Below are 16,517 nucleotides of genomic sequence, written 5' to 3'. Positions count from 1 at the left end.
GGCCCGCACCGAGGGCAAGCGTCCGATTTTTCATCACGTCGCTTCACTTCTACGCTTGGACCAATCCGCCAAAACGGTTCGGAATGCGTTGGCGATCAAGGCTTTCGAAGCGGCATTTCGTGGAAGGAAGCGGCGCTCCACTGAACCGTCTGCAGCTACAAGTATGACAGTAAAGTCATCTCTTGAGTGCTTTTTATCCGCCTCGAAGGCGTCAATCAATGAGTCGATGTCAAGCCGCATCAGCGCACTCGCCAGTCCGGGTCTAGTGCTGACCAGGTCGGAGACATGGTCCTCAAACGCGCCGACACCGGCCGAAGCCGTATAATCATGCCCCATCGCCCTGCCTAAATGCAAAGCCGCCAACATGCCCAAGCCGACTGCGATGCCGTGGTCGATGTCGAAGCAACTCGCGGCTTCGAATGCATGGCCAAAGGTGTGGCCGAAATTCAGCAAAAGCCTCTCAGCTCTGTCGAATTCGTCAATTTCAATAAACCATCGCTTTGCCTGAAGGCTCAGAATGACGACGTCTTCCATTGATGAAGGCGGCATATCCACAGTTGGCTCGAGTGCGAGATAGCCCTTTAGTGTTTCCTCGCCCTTGCAGATGCATATTTTGACCGCCTCACAAAGTCCGGCAGCTTTCTGTTCGTTGGTCAGTGAAAGTATAAAGTTTGAATCTACTATAACACACTGTGGTGGATGAATGGTTCCGACGATATTCTTATATGCCCCGACATTTATCGACGATTTCCCGCCGATACAACTGTCGGTCATGCTAAGCAGTGTCGTTGGCAAATAAATCCATTCGAGGCCTCGCATGTACACAGACGCCAAAAACGCAGCAGCGTCTTGTACCACGCCACCACCGATAGCAACGAGAAGCGTTTTTCTATTCGCACGCCTTTCTCGCAATGCTACAACCAGCTCGCTCATGCGATCCAGCGACTTTGCGCTCTCATCCGCCTTGATCAGAATAGGGTCGATGCCAGCATCGAGCATCAGCTGCTCGAAGATGGCGTCAACAATATATACACGCTCTTCAGGCTCGGAGAGCGTTTTCGCAAGTGCGCCAGATTCAATCAAGACCGCATAGTCGCCAACTGATGAGGTGACTTTAAATGAGGATGGCATTGCTCATCCCGAGATCAATGGTGATGGACTGTCCGGTTATCGCGTTGTTCTCACGCGAGCAAAGAAACAGGATCATTTCGCCCAGCGTCGCAAGGTCCGGGAGGCGTCCAAACGTAGTTTTTGAACTCACAGCTTCAATCTCCGCAGGCGTGAGGTTGGCTCTGGTCATGGGAGTATCGAGCACTCCTGGGAGCACCGCATTGATTAAATGGTTTCTCCGACCAAGGTCTGCACTGGCGGCACGAACCAAGCCTCCGATGGCAGCCTTCGTTACCGCATAGGACAGCTTGTTTTCCCTCGCCCGTTCCTGCCAGATCGAGCTTACCACCACAAGCCTGGCTCCAGATGGCTGCAGCACCCCCCCTTCGACGAGGGCAGCCGCAGAACGAAGGACAAACATTACGTTAGCTTCGTAGAGCGAGAGGTGCTTGCGCGCATCGAATTCGAACAGGCTGTCTGCCATGTTGGCACCCTGTGCCCAACATACAGCATCGAATGGCGCCTTCTTGGCAATGTCAGATAGACTTTCTTCAGCCGCCACATCCCAACGCTGCCAATCGGCCCCCGATTCTTCAGAGGCTGGCGGATCCCCCCTTGTCACAGCTGTAACCAACCAACCTCGCGCCTTGGCTTGCTCTAATACAGTGCGGCCTATCGCACCTGTTGCACCAAATAGTAACATTCGGGGGCCGCCGCTACGCGCGCCCCCGACGTCAAGAGAATCTTCAGGCGGCACTGGCAGCCTGCTTCTGCCCAACCGCAACGCGGTTCTCCATCATGGTGATGCGGGCGGCATCTTCCGAGGCAATACGCTGATAATAATCGCGCTTGTTCTTTAGCCACAAGAGCTCGAAATTGACGGCGTTGGCAATACCGTCCTCGATCGCATTGCGCTCTACCGCCGAGCCATCGAAAATGACCTTGCGGGTCTCGAATCGATCCAGCCGGATCGCCCGGAATTGCCGAAGCGGTTCGATCGCCTCGACTGAAACCGATCCCCCGACGACCAACTCGAGGTCGGCCTCGACACAACGACGCGCTACAGTGAGCACGGCGTCGGTAATGGACGGATCATTAATGGCAGTTCGCGCCATGCCCCGAGACAAGGTAAAATCGACTCGCCCAAAGACGATGCCATCAACGCCACCCTTTGCCATCGGCAACATTTCATCGAGATTCTCAAGAGTAGTTTGAGTTTCAAGATTAAACAGGAATTGCGTTCGGGTTTGATCAGCGTCATGCGTTTTCGACTTTGCATCGATGAATTTTGAAAGCGCATAAGGCGTTTCGACCATCGGAGCGATCACGTAGTCGATCCCGTAAATCAGGGTCGACAAAAGATCGGAAACAGCCTCACACCCACCAATCTTGAGAGCAACCTTCAGGTCCGCGCGCTGCGCCAGTTCAAGCAACCGCAAAAATTCGTCAGGACGAGTGCCTTCCGCTTCGAACTCAGCCTTAACAGCGACTACACCAAAGTTATCGCGCCCCCGCTTCAGACAATCGAGCATGAGCTGTTCGTTGTTATTCATAAATTCCACCCTTTTGAACGAAATTATCAGTGATTTTTGGTCGGAATGTCAAATCCCGAAGCACTGCAGATCGCCCCTGGACTCGAAAATCCTTGTAAACTTGATGCGCACCCCGCACAGCCGAGGGGGACTAACACGCACTGCCAATTACCAACACTTCCAAGGCGCACCTTCTGCCCACAGTTCTTCGAGATAAATTTTGTCTCTCAGCGTATCCATCGGCTGCCAGAACCCATCGTGACGGAAACCATAGAGTTCGCCAGCATTGGCCAGGCCCTCCATCGGTTCGCGCTCCCAGATCGTGGCGGACCCTTCGATGTAGTCATCAATGACCGACGGATCGGCCACAAAGAAACCGCCATTGATCAGACCGCCATCACCTGCCGGCTTTTCGCGAAATCCATCCACCCGGTCACCGTTGAACTCGACGGCGCCAAAGCGGCCCGGGGGCGCCACAGCAGTTACCGTCGCCCGCTTGCCATGTGCAAGATGGAATTCATAAAGTCGGCCGATATCAATATCGGCAACGCCGTCGCCATAGGTGAAGAAAAACGGCTGTCCATCAGGCAGAAACTGCCGCACCGCCTTAAGCCGGCCGCCAGTCATCGAATCTGCGCCAGTATCTACCAACGTAATTCGCCAACCCTCGTTGCGATTGCGATGAACTTCAGTCGTGTTGGCTGATAAATCGATCGTGACATCGGCTGAATGAAGAAAGTAGTTAGCAAAGTATTCTTTGATAACGTACCCTTTATAGCCCAAGCAAATCACAAAGTTCTTCACGCCGTAGTGGGAGTAGATCTTCATGATGTGCCAAATGATCGGCATCCCACCAATTTCGACCATCGGCTTTGGCCGGACGCTCGTTTCTTCGCCCAAACGGGTGCCCAGCCCACCGGCCAGAATCACAGCACAAGAGGTATCGGGAATCATTCTAGAAACTGCGCCTTGTAGAAGCCTGCACGTCGCACGGGCGGGGCTTGGCTTAGCGGCCAGCACCCTTTTGCCAGCGCATGGCTCTAATCGGTGTTAACAACGTTTACAAGTACTGCTTGGTACAAATTTTCCGCATGTTGCCGCCGTTGTCCGTTGAAATTTCATCAGCTTATCATGTTTTTATAAGTACTGTGCTCGCAACGATTCGGCAGCATCACCGGCGCAATTATCACGTGTGCTCCGCAGGTTTGGCAGGTGCGGACCCATCCCGGTCTGGACGGTAATTTCGCCAAGGTCGACGGCTGGCTCGCAAGGCTCTAGACAGGGCGAATGAGCGAGCCGCTGCCCTTCCATTCGATTCACCGCCACGGCCTTGTCCGGCTGGCGGCGGCCACGCCTGCGGTCTTCGTGGCCGATCCTGCAGCCAATGCCCGGGCAGTGCTGGAACTGGCCCAGCAAGCTGAGCGCGAGGGCATAGACCTGGTGGTCTTTCCAGAGCTGTGCCTTACCGCCTATGCCATCGATGACCTGCTGACCCAACAGGCCCTGCTCGATGCGGCCCGCACCGCCTTGGCCACAATCGTCACCGCCAGCGAACGGCTGCGCGCCGTGCTGGTGGTCGGCCTGCCGCTGGTGCGCAACGGCCGGCTCTACAACTGCGCGGCCGCGATCACCCAAGGCCGCGTGCTGGGCGTGGTGCCCAAGAGCTTCCTGCCCAATTACCGCGAGTATTACGAAAAGCGCTGGTTCGCCCAGGGCGTAGGGATAACCGACGAGTCAATCGAGCTGGGCGGGGTGGAGGTGCCGTTTGGCACGGACCTGCTGTTCCGCGCCGCCAATCTGCCAGACTTCACCTTCCACCTTGAGATTTGCGAGGACATGTGGGTGCCGCAGCCGCCCGCTGTTCGCGGCGCGCTGGCCGGCGCGACGGTGCTGTGCAACCTCTCGGCCTCGAACATCACCGTCGGCAAGGCGGACGATCGCACCACGCTCTGCGCGGCCCAATCGATGCGCTGCATCGCGGCCTATGTCTATGCCGCCGCCGGAGCGGGTGAGAGCACGACCGACCTGGCCTGGGATGGCCAGGGTTCGATCTTTGAACTGGGCGAGGAACTGGCCCGATCTGAACGGTTCAGCCGCCAGCCGCAACTGGCGATTGCCGATGTTGATGTGCAGCGCTTGCGGCTCGAACGGATGCGGACGGGATCGTTCAACGATGCTGCCGTTGCCGCCGGGCACCCGGAGCGGGAATTCCGGCGGATCGATTTCACCCTGCCGCTACACGAAAAGGACATGGGCCTTAAGCGCGCATTGCGCCGCTTCCCTTATGTCCCCCACCGCGCAGAGCGGCTGGCCCAGGACTGCTACGAAGCCTTCAACATCCAGGTCGACGGTCTGATCCGGCGCATGGAAGCCACCAAGGCAAAGTGCCTGGTAATCGGCATTTCGGGCGGGCTCGATTCGACTCACGCGCTGATCGTCGCGGCCAAGGCCTGTGACCGCCTTGGCCTGCCGCGCACCACGATCCGCGGCTATACCATGCCTGGTTTCGCCACCAGCGAAGGCACCAAGGCCAATGCCTGGAAGCTGATGCAGGCGCTGGGCATCACCGCGGAAGAGATCGATATCCGTCCGGCGGCCGAACAGCTGCTTAATGACATCAAGCACCCCTATGCGGGGGGCGAGAAGGTCTATGACGTGACCTTCGAGAATGTGCAGGCGGGCCTGCGCACCGATTACCTGTTCCGCCTGGCCAATCACCACCACGGCTTCGTGGTCGGCACGGGCGATCTTTCCGAGCTGGCGCTGGGCTGGTGCACCTATGGCGTGGGCGACCACATGAGTCATTATGCCGTCAACTGCGGCGTGCCCAAGACGCTGATCCAGTATCTGATCCGCTGGTCGGTGGAGAGCGAGCAGTTCGATGCCGCAACCGATGCAGTGCTGACCGCCATCCTCGCGCAGGAAATCTCGCCCGAGCTGGTCCCGGTCGATGCTGCCGGCGCGATCCAGAGCACCGAGGCCGCGATCGGACCTTATGCGCTCAACGATTTCTTCCTGTTCTACACCCTGCGCCAAGCGCTGACGCCGGCCAAGATTGCCTTCCTGGCCTGGCACGCCTGGCGCAAGGACGGCACGGGCCGCTGGCCGTTCGGGTTCCCGGAGGAGCGCAAGGAAGACTACACGCTGGCTGAAATCCGCCGCTGGCTGGAAAACTTCGTGCGGCGCTTCTTTGCCACCAGCCAGTTCAAGCGCAGCGCGATTCCCAACGGACCCAAGGTCTCATCGGGCGGCAGCCTGAGCCCGCGCGGTGACTGGCGCGCACCAAGCGATGGACTGGCGGAGGTCTGGCTGGCCGAAGTGGCGCAGGTGCCGCGCAAATAGCGGGGTATCAGTTGCCGCCTTCGGGCTTCTTGTCTGCTTCAGCCTTTGCTTCGGCTTCGGCTTCAGCCTTGCGGCGTGCTTCCATCTGGTCCTCAAGCTTCTCGACGTCGGTCTGGGTCTTGGCCGCGTCCTTGTCGATCGTCGAAAGCCGCTTGGCGCGCTCGTCGGCAATCAGCTGGCCAAAGCGGATGCTCTCGTCGCTCTGCTTCTCGGCATAGGCGGCGTTGATCAGCTGACCCGAACAGCCCGTCCAGCCGCCTGCGCCAACCGGCGAGCAGCTCATCGTCCCGGTCTTGCCGACGCGTTCGTAAGCCAGGACCTTGTTGTTCCAGGCCTCGTTCTGCGGCGAGCTGGACTTACGCAGGATCTGCGGAATGCGGAAGCGTTCGGCCTCAGCCTTGCGGGCGCAGACGGTGATCGTATCATCGCCGGAAACCGGGCATTCATCATTGCCATAGACGATCAGCTGGTTGACCTTTGGCTCAGGCGCGTCTTGCGCCAGTGCCGGGACGGCGGTGAACAGCAGCGGAGCAGCGATCAGCAGGCGGCGCATGGGTAATCTCCTTGGCGCGGTTGCCCAATATAGGGACCTTGCGCGCTGAATGACAGCTTAAGCAGGGCGGTTCCTTGCGCCCGATCAAGTCCGGGTCGTCAGATCCGTTCGGACAAGCGTATGGCCAGGCGGCAACCCAACCGGATAGCGCCCGAAAGCAGCGGATAGGCTGGAGCCTGCTCGGCCCCGGCAGCGATCGCGGCTTCCTTGTGAGCGCGCTCATCATCGCGAAACTCGCGGATCATGTCCGCCAGTTCGGGATCGGTATCGCCCAGTTCTTCAAGCTGCTGGGTATAGTGGCGGTCAATCTCGGTCTCGATCGCGGCAGTGCAGGCCATGGCCGCTTTGGGCCCGATCAAAGCCGTCGCCGCACCCAGGGCATAGCCGGCCACGCCCCAGACAGGCTGCAATGCTGTCGGGCGAACGCCGCGCTGCGCGATCAGGGCATCGAACTTGGCGCGGTGCACGGCTTCCTGCTCGGCCATGTGGGCAATCTCCCCGGCGTGCGGGGCGCGATCACCCATGACGGCAAGCTGCCCGGCATAGATCCGGGTTGCGCCATATTCGCCGGCCTGATCAACGCGCAGCATGCGGGCGGTGTCGCTCATGCCTTGGCCCCTTCGCGGCGGAGCAGGGCAAGGATCGCCAGGGCGCCGACGGTCGAGATCAGGAAGTTGAACCCTGCGAGCGAAATGCCAAACAGGGTCCAGGCCGGGACATCGCAGCGCACGATCGGCGCGTTGAGAATTGCCGCGAGCGGATCACCACCGGCCTGGGCGGTGGTCGCACAGCCGGTAATGCCTTCCCACCAGTGGTATTCAACCCCGGCATGGAAAGCCCCGATCAGTCCCGAGGTCAGGATCGCAAGCGCGGCCAGCATCGGCCAAAGCTTCTGGCGGGGTTGCACCACGGCAGCTAGGGCGAAGACCAGGGCAGCGAAATGCGGATAGCGTTGCCACCAGCACATCTCGCACGGGTAGAGCCCGAACACATATTGCGAAATGTAGGCGCCGCCCAACAGGCCGAGCGGCAAAGCCAGCGCCAGGCCCCGTGCCGTAACCTTCATCGCCTTATTTCCTCTTCAACGCCATGGTCGCCCGACCGCCCCGGCGCAGGGTTTCCAGCGCGTAATAGAGCTGGAAGTCGGTAATGCCCTTGGCCTTCAATTCCTCGGCGCTCGCCTTGAAGCGCGGATCGTCCTGGCGATCGGTCTCCAGCTGCTTGTCAGCCACGCCAAGTTCGTTGACGAGGTGGCGACGCAGGTCGCTTTCGCGCATGGTCAGCTCGGCCCGGCGGCGGGCATCGGGATCGGATAGCTGGGGGACGCGGATGTCGGGATCGATCCCGCCTTCCTGCACTGAGCGGCCTGAAGGCGTGTAATAGCGGGCCGTGGTCAGCTTGATGGCGCGGGTCTTGTCGAGTTCGAACAACGACTGGACGCTGCCCTTGCCAAAGCTGCGCTCACCCATGATCAGCGCGCGCTTCTGATCCTGCAGCGCGCCAGCGACGATCTCCGAGGCCGAAGCCGAACCGGCATCAATCAACACGATCACCGGCAGGCCCTTGGCGGCATCGCCGGGGATCATCTCTTCGGCGCGGTAGAATTCGTTATCGCGCGGATTGCGGCCGCGCTGCGACACGATATCGCCCTTGGTCAGGAACAGGTCGGACAGGGCCACGGCTTCATCCAGTGAGCCGCCCGGGTTCTGCCGCAGGTCGAGCACCAACCCTGCCAGCCTGCCACCCGCCTGCTTCTTGAGATCGGTGATTGCGGCCCCGACATCGACGCCGACATCGCGCGAGAACTCGTTGACCGAAATGACGCCCACGTCCTTCTCAAGCTGCCAGGTCACAGGCTCAAGATCGATGACGCCGCGGGTCACGGTGACATCGAAAGTGCCATCGCGCCCTTCACGGAACAGGGTCAGGCGGATCGTGGTGCCGGCCTCGCCGCGCATCCGGGCCACGGCTTCATCCAGATCGATCCCGTAGATCAGCTTACCATCAAGGTGGGTGATATAGTCCCCGGCCTTGACCCCGGCCTTCTCCGCCGGGCTGCCCTTCATCGGGGCGATGACACGGACGGCATCGTCATCCATGCCGACACTCAGACCGAGGCCGGAATAATTGCCGTCTATCATGTTGGTGAGGCGCTGGAACGAAGCCCCTTCGACATAACTTGAGTGCGGATCAAGCGAGGCCAGCATGCCGTCGATCGCGCCGGCGATCAGCTTGTCATCGTCGACCGATTCGACATACTGCGCCTTGACGATCTGGTAGACCGTAAACAGGCGGTTGAACTGGGCAGTGGAGCGCCCCTCCACCGCGGCAAGACCCGCCGTGGTTGCCGGCAGCAAGGCAACAGCGCTGACCAGCAGCGCGGCGCGGGCAAGGTTGGCAAACTTCATTCGCATCACGGCCTTTCGCCAATCGATTGGTGATGATCCTATCCTCTGCCGCGCCTTAACGCCAGATGGCCCGAAGCAGGGATCGTTTATCGACCCAACTGGTCAAGCGGATTGACCGGTTTGCCATCCTTGCGCAGTTCCAGCGTGACCAGCGGCTGGCCCGGCCCGGTTATCCCAAGCGGCGAGCCATTGACGAGCCGGTCACCCACTTCGACACCAAGCGATGACAGGCCCGTTACCAGCGAGGTCCAGCCGCCGCCGTGTTCGATGATCACGATCTGCCCATAACCCCGATAGACCCCGGCAAAGACGACGCGGCCGGCAGCCGGCGCAATAGCCTGGGCCGCCGGCCGCGCCAGCAGGGTAATCCCGCGTGAGCGCGGCTGGCCCAGTCGCTCGGTCCCGAAGCCGACGACGACACGGCCAGCCAAAGGCAAGGCATAGCCCGGCAGGCGCAGCGCTGGGGCAGCGCTGACCCGCGCCTCGGCCGTTACGACTGCGGTACCTGGGACTGCCGGGCGCATGATTGGTCCGGGCAATACAGCAAGTGCGGCGCGGAGGCGGCTGGCTTCATCAAGCTGGCCAACCAGCCCGTTCAGGTCACGCGCCTGCTCGGCCAGCGCCAGGGCACGTTCCGATTCGCGCGCGGCGAGCCCTCCGGCACTGCGCGCTTCCAGCCGCTGCCGGCTCTCCAGCGCGGCCAATGACTGGCGGCGGGCCGCCAGATCGCGCTGAGCCTGACGCAGGCTATTGGCATTCGCTCGCGCCTGCGCCTGGAGCGACCGACTGCGATCCAGTTCGGCGCGAAGGTCGGCCGTACGCCGCTCAACCTCGGGCAGCATCGCTTCCAGCGAGGCGCGCAAGTAAACCGTATCGTGCAGCGATCCCGGGCGCAGCAGGGCAAGTCCGGCCGGCCGCCGGGCCAGCCGCTGAAGCGCTGCGGTCAGGCGGACGAGCGGCTGCTGGCGCTGGGCCAGCCTGGCGCGGAGCTGGGCACGATCGCGTTCGATCAGGGCGGCACGCGCCTCATTGGCGGCGATCCCCGCTTCGGCCTGCTGGATTCTGGCGGCAATCCCGGCTGCTTCGCGGGCGGTGCGCTCAACCGTGGCATTGGCCGTAGCAGCCTGCGCTTCGAGTTCTGCCGCACGCCGACCCGCAGCCGCCCCGGCGGCACGGGCTTCAGCCAGTGCGCGCTGCAATTCGACGGGATCGCTGGGCGGGACCTGCGCCGCGGCGCTGCCCAGAGCAGTCAGCGCGAGGAGCGGCATCAGACGAAGCAGGGCGGCGGCAGACGACATCGCACGCCTTATCCCGAACGGTGATAAGGATGACCAGCTAGAATACTGGTAGCACGCCATAATTGTTCGGCCAGCATGGCCCGCACCAGCAAGTGAGGCCAGGTCATCGGACCAAAGCCGAGCAGCAGATCTGCCCTGTTGCGCGCAGCATCGCCATGACCGTCAGCGGCGCCAATCAGGAAGCGGGCCTCGCGCACACCGTCATCGCGCCAACGCCCCAGCAGCGCAGCGAAGTCTTCTGACGAGACTTGCTTGCCGCGTTCATCGAGCAGGATTTCACGCGCGGGCGTTAAGGGGGCGGGAATCACACCGCCACTATCAGGAAGCTCGGTCTGGACCACCGGCCAGGTGATCCGCTTCATATAACGCGCGACCAGCTCAGCCTCGGGCGAGCGGGCGATCTTGCCGCGGGCAATGACGTGCAACCGCATCGAGGAAGGTTCAGGCTGCGCCCGAATCCCCGAAGGCCCACATCCGCTCAAGGTTGTAGAAGCTGCGCACTTCCGGGCGGAACAGGTGAACGACCACGTCACCGGCATCGATCAGCACCCAGTCAGCCGCCGGGAGGCCTTCAATCCGGACATGGCCAAAGCCGCCCTGCTTGACGCGCTCAGCCAGCTTCTGCGCCATGGCCGCGACCTGGCGGGTGGAGCGACCGCTGGCGATCACCATGTGATCGGCGATCGAGCTTTTGCCTTCGAGCGGGATCGAGACGATTTCCAGCGCCTGGTCATCGTCCAGCGACTGGAGCACCAGGGCGTGGAGCGAACCCGGTTCGGACGGGGGCAGCGGGGTGGGCGTTCCGGCAGCGGCCGGGGCGTTCGTGGCAGGTGTCATGTAGCGGGCGAGTGCTCCTTGGGGCGGGCGGCGCACGACGGCGCAGGGACAAGGCCCAGCCCGTTCATGGCGTGTCGAGATTGACCGGATGGTGCGTCAGCGGATCCCGGACTGTCCGGCCAGCGTAAAGCTGGGCCCAGTCTGGATCACCGCGCCGAATGGCTGTTGCCGAGCGCGGATCGGGATCGAATCGCAAGTGTATCAGCGCGGGAGCGCTCCATCCTGCCCGGTGTTTCAAACTGGCCGCGGACCGCCGGTATCGGCCGAGCCATGCCGCAGCGGGGCTCGCCGCAGCGGAGCCACCATAGCCGGGACGCGCAATTACCGCAATCGGCATGGTGCGGGCCAGCCTGCGCCAGTCGCGCCAGCGGTGCAGCTGGGCCAGATTGTCGCTCCCCATCAGCCAGACAAAGTCGATATTGGGATAGCGCCGATGCAGCGCGCGCAGGGTATCAACGGTGTAAACGGTGCCCAGCTCGCGCTCGATTGCGGTAGGGATGATCGGTGCGCGGCGGGCCAGCTGCATGGCCGAAGCCAGCCGCGCGGACAGCGGCGCCATGCCGGCCGCCGGCTTGAGCGGATTGCCGGGCGATACCAGCCACCACACCGCATCCAGGTTCAGCGCCGCGCGCGCGAACAGGCTGATCCGCCGGTGCCCGCCATGGGCCGGGTTGAAGCTGCCCCCAAGCAGCCCAACGCGCTGCGGGCGGCGGCTCAGGGCCGGACCTGCCCGGTGCCGCGCACGAGCCACTTGTAAGTGGTGAGCCCTTCCAGCGCGACCGGGCCGCGGGCGTGAAGGCGTCCCGTGGCAATTCCGATTTCGGCACCCAGGCCGAATTCACCGCCATCGGCAAACTGGCTTGAGGCATTGTGCATCACGATCGCGCTATCGACTTCGCCAAGGAACCGTTCGGCCACGGCCTGATCCTCGGTGACGATGGCATCGGTGTGGTGCGAACCGTGGCGCGCAATATGGCCCATGGCCGCTTCCGGCCCGTCGACCACCGCGACCGAGAGGATCGCTTCAAGGTATTCGGTATCCCAGTCTGCATCGCTGGCCGGAGCGATGCGGTGATCAAGCGCACAGGCCCGCGAATCCCCGCGCAGTTCACAGCCCGCATCGATCAGGGCTGCAACCAGGCCGGCCGATTCGGGATAGAGCGCATCGATCAGCAGCGTTTCCATTGCCCCGCAGACGCCGGTGCGGCGCAGCTTGGCGTTGAGCGCGATTGCCTTGGCCTTGGCCGGATCGGCCGCGGCGTGAATGTAGGTATGGTTGATCCCGTCGAGGTGCGCGAGCACTGGAACCCGGGCATCGGCCTGGACCCGGGCGACCAGGCTTTTTCCGCCGCGCGGCACGATCATGTCGATCAACCCGGCGGCGGTGAGCATCGCGCCGACCGCGGCGCGGTCCTGCGTCGGCATCAATTGCACCGCTTCGGCCGGGATTCCGGCTTCGTCCAGCCCGCTCACCAGTGCGGCGTGGATCGCGCGATTGGAATGAACCGCCTCGCTCCCGCCGCGCAGCAGCACGGCATTGCCCGAACGCAGGCACAGTGCCGCGGCATCCGCGGTCACGTTGGGGCGGCTTTCATAAATGATCCCGATCAGCCCGATCGGCACCCGCACCCGCGACAGGATCAGCCCGTTGGGGCGGCTGGTCCGGTCAATTTCCTGGCCCACCGGATCGGGCAGATCCGCAATGGCGGCGACAGCATCGGCGATGCCGCCCAGCCGCTCCGGATCGAGTTTGAGCCGGTCTAGCATTGCACCGCTGAGACCGCGCGCTGCGCCCGCGGCCATGTCTTGCGCATTGGCGGCAAGGATTTCCGCCGCCTGGGCGCGGATCGCCTGCGCCGCCGCCCGCAACCCTTCCGCACGCTGCGCCGATGATAGCCTGGCAAGCTGCAATTGCGCCTGCCGCCCCGCCTGGGCGAGACTGGCCACCAGCGAATCGGGACCATCGGGAAGTGCTGCTGACGGGGTCACCATTATGGGCGTGCGCCTATCACTTGTGGAACGGTTCCGGCAACCCAATCGACTCGTCGCGCGAGTCTTTCGATTCAGCGACAAGGGTTTGGATGGGATTCGCCTGTCCTGGGGTTAACTGCTAGCGGGCCGCATCGGAAGTCATCAGGAACTTGGGGTCGTCTTGCAAAATCTGACCGTTAGCGGGGTAAGGGACCGCGTGCGGAGCTGGTTCCCGGATCGCGAGTTTTTCATGCGATCGCAGGGGCAAGTCCGTTTCATCAGGGTATCGGCAAGGATGCAGATGGTCGGCAGCGCCGTCCTGCTGGGCTTGCTGCTCGCCTGGCTGCTGTCGATGGCCGGAATGGCTGTTTCGCAATACCTCTCGACGCGTGACCGGCTGGACCTGCTGAACCGCGAGGCCAAGGTCGCGACGGCCGAAAGCCGCGTCGCCGAATACCGCGACGACCTGCAAAGCGTGGCCCAGGACCTCTCGCGCCGCCAGGACGCACTCGAAAAGATGACCGAGGTGCTGCCAGACGACATCAAGGCCGCCGATACCGTTTCCGATTCGCGCGGCGAGGCCGCCAAGACGATCGACAAGGTCAGCGCCGCCCTGCCCGAGGCCGCGGGCCTGGCCAGGATCGAGGCCCGCCAGCTGGCGGTGGTTGAGCGGTTGACCCGCTTCGCCGATCGTCGCTCCGCCGCCGCCGCCCGCCGCATTCGGGCGCTGGGGCTGGATCCCAATACCATGGTCGCGCGGCTCAATGACCGTTCGGCCCAGGGTGGTCCGCTGATAGAGCTGTTCGGCCCCCGCAAGCGCACGCTCGATCCGCGGTTTGAACGGCTTGGCATCAGCCTGGCGCGGATGGATGCGCTGGAACGCGGCCTCGCCGGGATTCCGCAGCACACCCCGGCCAACCTTGATTACATCTCGTCGGGCTTTGGCTATCGCGCCGACCCATTCACCGGCGGCGCGGCTTTTCATGCCGGGCTGGACTTCAAGGGGCCGATCGGCGCGCCGATCTTTGCCGCGGCGCAGGGAAGGGTCGGTTTTGTCGGGGTCCAGCAGGGCTATGGCAACGTTGTTGAAATTGACCATGGCAATGGGCTGGTGACTCGCTATGCTCATATGTCAGGTTTCAGGGCACGGGTGGGTCAACCGGTCCTGGCAGGGCAAGTAATCGGATTGATCGGCAGCACCGGGCGTTCAACAGGTCCACACCTCCACTTCGAGGTCCGGATCAATGATCGGGCGGTAAACCCACGACCATTCCTTGAGGCGTCGTCTCATGTTCAATAAGAAAGCGGCGGCAGCAATGCCGTATCCAACAGGCGGAAATACAATGCGCGGATCGACCTTTTCGGTCCTTGGGGCCGACACGGCAATCAAGGGCAATGTCATGGCTTCGGCCGACCTGCACCTTGATGGCAAGGTTGACGGCGATGTCTCCTGCAGCGCGCTCGTTCAGGGCGAAACGGGTGAGATCGTCGGTGCGGTAAAGGCCGAAAGCGCCCGCCTGGCCGGGATCGTGCGCGGATCGATTTCGGCGCGGGAACTTGTGATCCTCAAGTCGGCCCGCATCCATGGCGACGTCCATTACGATGCGCTGACGATCGAACAGGGCGCCCAGGTTGACGGCCGCTTCGCGCCGCGCGGCGTGGGCCAGCCGGAAGAAACCCCGGCCGAAGGCGTTGAGAAGCTGTTGACCCTCGCCGGGTAACGGGGCGGGTTAAGCCAGGCCGACTTCGGCGCGCAGCGCCTTGCGATCAAGCTTGCCGATCATGGTCTTCGGCAAGCTGGCCCGCACCACCACGGCATCAACCCGTTCATGCTTGCCGAGCTGGCCATTGAGCCAGCCGGCCAGCGCTTCGCCGGTCTCGGCCGCGCCTTCGTGCAGGGTGACATAGGCACGGGGCGCTTCGCCGCGATAGGTATCGGGCACCCCGATCACGAGCGCTTCCCTGACCGCGGGATGGCGCAGCAGGACTGCTTCAACCTCGCTCGGGAAGACCTTGAACCCGCCGACCGCAATCATGTCCTTGATCCGGTCGACGATCCGCAGGTAGCCGCCCGCTTCCAGCACGGCCACGTCCCCGGTCCGCAACCAGCGCCCATCGGGCCGCTCGGCAAAGGCGGTCGCCGCGGCCTCTGGCCGGCGCCAGTAACCCCGCATCACCTGCGGGCCCTGGATCGCCAATTCTCCGGGCTGCCCGGCAGGCGCATCCTGGGCCGAATCATCCTTGTCGAGCAGGCGAATCCGCGTGCCGGGGATCGGTTGGCCGATCGTGCCGGGCCGCTCTTCGCCTTCATAGGGGTTGGCGGCAGCCACGCCTGCGGTCTCGGTCAGGCCATAGCCTTCGATCAGGCGGGCGCCGGTCACCGCCTCGAACCGCTGCTTGAGTGGCAGCGGCAAGGGGGCACCGCCAGAGATGCAGACCCGCAAGGAGCTGAAATCGGTCTTGCCACAAGCGGGGTGGTCAAGCAGGGCCTGGTACATCGTCGGCACGCCCGGCATCGAAGTCGCCTCGACCCGGGCCAGGGTTTTCAGCGCCTGCCCGGCATCGAACCGCGGCAACATGGCAATGCAGCCACCATGCGCGACGGTCCGGTTGAGCACGCAGATATTCGCGAAGACGTGGAAGAGCGGCAGGACGCCAAGGATGACATCGCGCGCATCGTGTTGCGGGTCGATCGCTTCAACCTGCCGCGTGTTCGCCGTGATGTTCTGGTGCGTCAGCATCGCCCCCTTGGGGGTGCCGGTTGTGCCGCCGGTATATTGCAGCAGGGCCAGGTCTTCTTCGGGATCGAGCGTGACCGGCCGCGGGGCGGCCGCACAAAGCATATCATCCCAATGCAGGGCCTGCGGCGGAATGTGGGCCAGGGACTTGCGCGCAAACAGGCGCAGGGCCAGGCTCTTGGCCCAGGGCAGTTGCGCGGCCAGCGAGCCGACCACCAGCCATTCCAGGGCCGACTGTTCCTGGACGGCCAGCGCCGCGGGGAGGAGCGCCGACGAATCGACCGTCACCAGCAGCCGCGTGCCCGAATCCGCGACCTGGGCCGACAATTCGGCGGGTGTGTAAAGCGGTGAAAAATTGACCACCGTCGCCCCGGCGATCATCGCGCCGTAATAGGCCGCAAGGTAGATCGGCACATTGGGCAGGAACAGCCCGACCCGGTCCCCCTTGGTGATGCCAAGCTGCTGCAGGCCGGCCGCGAAAGCGCGCGCCTCGGCATGCAGATCGGCATAGCTGAAAGTCCGGCCCAGGAAATCGACCAGCGGCCGATCGGCAAACCGCGCAGCGCTATCCGCAAACATTTGCGGGACCGAGAGCGGCGGAAAGTCGGTGTCCCACGGCGTCGGGTGCGCATAATGCACCTGCCAGGGCTGGGATGGCGGGGCGGCGACCGTGCTGACACTCATATCAGCTTAAGTGGTGCCACGAGGTGCCCGGCGCAAGCGCCGGG

General features: G+C 63.0%; 17 protein-coding genes. 3 read left to right on the top strand and 14 right to left on the bottom strand.

The genetic code is table 11. The annotated features are described in order from the left end of the window. Positions 1 to 33 precede the first annotated feature (33 nt). From RQP55_RS09385 to rfbF, 4 genes are all read right to left on the bottom strand, one after another. Entirely contained in the window at positions 34 to 1,131 is a 1,098-nt protein-coding gene (locus RQP55_RS09385; protein ID WP_315609924.1) for a 3-dehydroquinate synthase family protein, read from the bottom strand. Continuing rightward, the gene (locus RQP55_RS09380) at positions 1,115 to 1,813 is read right to left on the bottom strand and encodes an SDR family oxidoreductase (protein WP_315609923.1); all 699 of its coding nucleotides are present in this window, start codon (positions 1,811 to 1,813) and stop codon (positions 1,115 to 1,117) included. Before RQP55_RS09380 ends, RQP55_RS09385 begins: the two co-directional genes overlap by 17 nt. Positions 1,814 to 1,856: 43 nt before the next feature. Further along, on the bottom strand, positions 1,857 to 2,663 hold the full coding sequence (locus tag RQP55_RS09375) for an aldolase/citrate lyase family protein (protein WP_315609922.1): 807 nt from the start codon (positions 2,661 to 2,663) through the stop codon (positions 1,857 to 1,859). A gap of 147 nt (positions 2,664 to 2,810) precedes the next feature. Next, a complete protein-coding gene (gene rfbF / locus RQP55_RS09370; protein WP_315609921.1) occupies positions 2,811 to 3,596 on the bottom strand; it encodes a glucose-1-phosphate cytidylyltransferase in 786 nt (261 codons plus the stop codon). Positions 3,597 to 3,929: 333 nt separating this feature from the next. Here rfbF and RQP55_RS09365 point away from each other — a divergent pair, with 333 nt between their 5' ends. After that, positions 3,930 to 5,984, top strand: a complete 2,055-nt coding sequence (locus RQP55_RS09365) for an NAD(+) synthase (protein ID WP_315609920.1) — start codon at positions 3,930 to 3,932, stop codon at positions 5,982 to 5,984. A 7-nt stretch (positions 5,985 to 5,991) separates the two neighbouring features. On the opposite strand, the gene RQP55_RS09360 is transcribed toward RQP55_RS09365, so the two are convergent. The 9 genes from RQP55_RS09360 to RQP55_RS09320 form a co-directional block, all read right to left on the bottom strand. Further along, a complete protein-coding gene (locus RQP55_RS09360; RefSeq protein WP_315609919.1) occupies positions 5,992 to 6,537 on the bottom strand; it encodes a hypothetical protein in 546 nt (181 codons plus the stop codon). A 98-nt stretch (positions 6,538 to 6,635) separates the two neighbouring features. Further along, the gene (locus tag RQP55_RS09355) at positions 6,636 to 7,145 is read right to left on the bottom strand and encodes a demethoxyubiquinone hydroxylase family protein (RefSeq protein WP_315609918.1); all 510 of its coding nucleotides are present in this window, start codon (positions 7,143 to 7,145) and stop codon (positions 6,636 to 6,638) included. Further along, positions 7,142 to 7,603: a disulfide bond formation protein B gene (locus RQP55_RS09350; protein ID WP_315609917.1), complete on the bottom strand. Its 462-nt coding sequence runs from the start codon at positions 7,601 to 7,603 to the stop codon at positions 7,142 to 7,144. The genes RQP55_RS09355 and RQP55_RS09350 overlap by 4 nt, the downstream gene beginning before the upstream one ends. Before the next feature lie 4 nt (positions 7,604 to 7,607). Next, the gene (locus RQP55_RS09345) at positions 7,608 to 8,945 is read right to left on the bottom strand and encodes a S41 family peptidase (protein WP_315609916.1); all 1,338 of its coding nucleotides are present in this window, start codon (positions 8,943 to 8,945) and stop codon (positions 7,608 to 7,610) included. 86 nt (positions 8,946 to 9,031) lie between these two features. Further along, positions 9,032 to 10,243, bottom strand: a complete 1,212-nt coding sequence (locus RQP55_RS09340) for a murein hydrolase activator EnvC family protein (RefSeq protein ID WP_315609915.1) — start codon at positions 10,241 to 10,243, stop codon at positions 9,032 to 9,034. 8 nt (positions 10,244 to 10,251) lie between these two features. Beyond that, the gene (locus tag RQP55_RS09335; protein WP_315609914.1) at positions 10,252 to 10,674 is read right to left on the bottom strand and encodes a 23S rRNA (pseudouridine(1915)-N(3))-methyltransferase RlmH; all 423 of its coding nucleotides are present in this window, start codon (positions 10,672 to 10,674) and stop codon (positions 10,252 to 10,254) included. A gap of 10 nt (positions 10,675 to 10,684) precedes the next feature. After that, positions 10,685 to 11,080 carry a ribosome silencing factor gene (gene rsfS, locus RQP55_RS09330; protein WP_315609913.1) on the bottom strand — a complete coding sequence of 132 codons (396 nt, stop codon included), beginning with the start codon at positions 11,078 to 11,080 and terminating at the stop codon, positions 10,685 to 10,687. Between the two features lie 64 nt (positions 11,081 to 11,144). After that, positions 11,145 to 11,831: a nicotinate-nucleotide adenylyltransferase gene (locus tag RQP55_RS09325; protein WP_315609912.1), complete on the bottom strand. Its 687-nt coding sequence runs from the start codon at positions 11,829 to 11,831 to the stop codon at positions 11,145 to 11,147. Next, positions 11,795 to 13,117 carry a glutamate-5-semialdehyde dehydrogenase gene (locus tag RQP55_RS09320; protein WP_315609911.1) on the bottom strand — a complete coding sequence of 441 codons (1,323 nt, stop codon included), beginning with the start codon at positions 13,115 to 13,117 and terminating at the stop codon, positions 11,795 to 11,797. Before RQP55_RS09320 ends, RQP55_RS09325 begins: the two co-directional genes overlap by 37 nt. A gap of 235 nt (positions 13,118 to 13,352) precedes the next feature. On the opposite strand from RQP55_RS09320, the gene RQP55_RS09315 reads away from it, so the two are divergent. Together RQP55_RS09315 and RQP55_RS09310 are read left to right on the top strand one after the other, a co-directional pair. Then, the gene (locus tag RQP55_RS09315; RefSeq protein ID WP_315609910.1) at positions 13,353 to 14,351 is read left to right on the top strand and encodes a peptidoglycan DD-metalloendopeptidase family protein; all 999 of its coding nucleotides are present in this window, start codon (positions 13,353 to 13,355) and stop codon (positions 14,349 to 14,351) included. Between the two features lie 43 nt (positions 14,352 to 14,394). After that, the gene (locus RQP55_RS09310; protein WP_315609909.1) at positions 14,395 to 14,772 is read left to right on the top strand and encodes a polymer-forming cytoskeletal protein; all 378 of its coding nucleotides are present in this window, start codon (positions 14,395 to 14,397) and stop codon (positions 14,770 to 14,772) included. 9 nt (positions 14,773 to 14,781) lie between these two features. Here RQP55_RS09310 and RQP55_RS09305 read toward each other — a convergent pair whose 3' ends face one another. Next, positions 14,782 to 16,473 carry a long-chain fatty acid--CoA ligase gene (locus RQP55_RS09305; protein ID WP_315609908.1) on the bottom strand — a complete coding sequence of 564 codons (1,692 nt, stop codon included), beginning with the start codon at positions 16,471 to 16,473 and terminating at the stop codon, positions 14,782 to 14,784. Positions 16,474 to 16,517 lie beyond the last annotated feature (44 nt).

It is taken from the genome of Novosphingobium sp. APW14 (genome assembly GCF_032337075.1).
In the GTDB taxonomy this organism is placed as follows: Bacteria; Pseudomonadota; Alphaproteobacteria; order Sphingomonadales; family Sphingomonadaceae; genus Novosphingobium.
This window is presented reverse-complemented; position numbering and strand designations above follow the sequence as displayed.

Bases quoted from the DNA above. Each gene is read 5' to 3' on its own strand.
- RQP55_RS09385 (WP_315609924.1), bottom strand. From the start codon at position 1,131: ATGCCATCCTCATTTAAAGTCACCTCATCAGTTGGCGACTATGCGGTC.
- RQP55_RS09350 (WP_315609917.1), bottom strand. From the start codon at position 7,603: ATGAAGGTTACGGCACGGGGCCTGGCGCTGGCTTTGCCGCTCGGCCTG.
- RQP55_RS09310 (WP_315609909.1), top strand. From the start codon at position 14,395: ATGCGCGGATCGACCTTTTCGGTCCTTGGGGCCGACACGGCAATCAAG.
- rsfS (WP_315609913.1), bottom strand. From the start codon at position 11,080: ATGACACCTGCCACGAACGCCCCGGCCGCTGCCGGAACGCCCACCCCG.
- RQP55_RS09315 (WP_315609910.1), top strand. From the start codon at position 13,353: ATGGTCGGCAGCGCCGTCCTGCTGGGCTTGCTGCTCGCCTGGCTGCTG.
- RQP55_RS09305 (WP_315609908.1), bottom strand. From the start codon at position 16,473: ATGAGTGTCAGCACGGTCGCCGCCCCGCCATCCCAGCCCTGGCAGGTG.
- RQP55_RS09335 (WP_315609914.1), bottom strand. From the start codon at position 10,674: ATGCGGTTGCACGTCATTGCCCGCGGCAAGATCGCCCGCTCGCCCGAG.
- RQP55_RS09360 (WP_315609919.1), bottom strand. From the start codon at position 6,537: ATGCGCCGCCTGCTGATCGCTGCTCCGCTGCTGTTCACCGCCGTCCCG.
- RQP55_RS09375 (WP_315609922.1), bottom strand. From the start codon at position 2,663: ATGAATAACAACGAACAGCTCATGCTCGATTGTCTGAAGCGGGGGCGC.
- rfbF (WP_315609921.1), bottom strand. From the start codon at position 3,596: ATGATTCCCGATACCTCTTGTGCTGTGATTCTGGCCGGTGGGCTGGGC.
- RQP55_RS09355 (WP_315609918.1), bottom strand. From the start codon at position 7,145: ATGAGCGACACCGCCCGCATGCTGCGCGTTGATCAGGCCGGCGAATAT.
- RQP55_RS09345 (WP_315609916.1), bottom strand. From the start codon at position 8,945: ATGAAGTTTGCCAACCTTGCCCGCGCCGCGCTGCTGGTCAGCGCTGTT.
- RQP55_RS09365 (WP_315609920.1), top strand. From the start codon at position 3,930: ATGAGCGAGCCGCTGCCCTTCCATTCGATTCACCGCCACGGCCTTGTC.
- RQP55_RS09380 (WP_315609923.1), bottom strand. From the start codon at position 1,813: ATGTTACTATTTGGTGCAACAGGTGCGATAGGCCGCACTGTATTAGAG.
- RQP55_RS09340 (WP_315609915.1), bottom strand. From the start codon at position 10,243: ATGTCGTCTGCCGCCGCCCTGCTTCGTCTGATGCCGCTCCTCGCGCTG.